The organism is Pseudomonas sp. P4_D7 (assembly GCF_056401755.1).
The window spans coordinates 1-1,363 of sequence record NZ_JBFUIR010000163.1 but is presented as its reverse complement, the minus strand read 5'-3'; the positions used below and the strand labels follow the sequence as shown (position 1 = coordinate 1,363).

General features: G+C 57.3%; 2 protein-coding genes. Both read right to left on the bottom strand.

Annotation, left to right across the window (positions count from 1 at the left end):
- The coding region (locus AC1DVF_RS29285; protein WP_477783639.1) for a glucosaminidase domain-containing protein at positions 1-229 on the bottom strand (229 nt) is incomplete at its 3' end.
- Positions 230-254: 25 nt separating this feature from the next.
- A complete protein-coding gene (locus AC1DVF_RS29280) occupies positions 255-875 on the bottom strand; it encodes a hypothetical protein (protein ID WP_477297382.1) in 621 nt (206 codons plus the stop codon).
- Between the last annotated feature and the right edge of the window lie 488 nt (positions 876-1,363).

Below are 1,363 nucleotides of genomic sequence, written 5' to 3'. Positions count from 1 at the left end.
TGCCCGCATCGTCGACTTCGGGCACCGTGAACTCTGCCGTTTTCCCGTGCCAACTTGCGTCTGCCTTGATGTTGTAGAGGTTCTTTGTGCCTGGCAGTACGTGTTGACCCCAACCGGTCTCAAGCGCCGTCTGGGCCAGAATCAGTTCTAACGAATTGCCTGTTTTGTCTGACAGATTTTTTGCGGCCGGATATATGTCGGCGATGAACTGCTGTTGCGGGGTTGTCATTTGCACTCTCCTTGTCACAAAGTCTTTAGTGCGAAATCGCTACCGGCACACTGGTCTTGAACGGAGTTCGCGTGTCCGCAGCGTCACCCTTCGTTGCCCATTCTCCGGTTACAACGATTTTTCCACCTTCAAAGCGAAAATTTTCAGCGCCGTCGTAAACGAAGACCGTGTGCGCACCCTTCAGATCCGGCACTTTCACTATGTCGTTCGTCTCGATATGACCGCTAGCTTGGTTTAGCGTCGCTATGCTGATCAACGTCTGCGACATTACCGGTACGGCATTCGTGTCGGACTGGACGAGGGCATAGATAGAGTCGCCGGCTGCTACGCAGTGCGACGCACGATTCTGGTACCAACCGGAACGCACAGGAATCGGTGTAATCCATCGTATTTTGTGTGACGTGGATTCCTCCAAATACACATAGGCGCGTTCATCCGAGCTTTCTCCTTTATGGGTTGTCGCACCGACAACACAGCTGAGTCCGCCACCGACATCCGTCGTCGCGTATTGCTCAAAGCCGGGAGGAACCTTTGCTGCCTTACTGACGAGCGGCGCAGCCAGGAGCAACACCAGGACGAGCAGGGGGGCGCCCAAATAGCGCGTACGGCGCGGGATGGGGCGCAGGCGGAGGCGTTGTTCAGTCATCAAAGCTCCTTGAGTTCTTCGGGATATCCGTCGCGTTGCGTCTCCAGCTAGCGGTTATAGCTGGACGCGACGAGCTTTGAAAGATCGGGCGCTCGAATTCGGGAACCTGTTCAAGGATGTAGCTCCGAGGCCAGCATGTCCGGCGACGGAAGCCCTTCGAGCCGTGGCCATGCCGGCTAGCCCAACGGCCGCGTCCACTCAGACGCAGACGCACCATCCTTCGCCACCAAAGTCACCTACCCGCCCCCTACTCCCAACACATCCGAGCATGCGCCTGCGCCGTGCACTGCACCCCATATGCATCAACGCACCGATCGCCTCCATGCCATGCGCCACGCGTTGGCAATCGACGGTATCGGCTTCATGGATGAAGTCGGMAAGTARCCKYGTGAGGCTACGRGCGTACTGAAGCCACTCGGTCGCCTCATTCATCAGGTCGTGKGARGTSGCTTCCGGGTCGATGTGATAGTGGAACCCAGGATGGGTGG

What these genes read in the sequence shown, in the direction of transcription:
- AC1DVF_RS29280 (WP_477297382.1), bottom strand. Translation starts at nt 875, where the DNA reads ATGACTGAACAACGCCTCCGCCTGCGCCCCATCCCGCGCCGTACGCGC.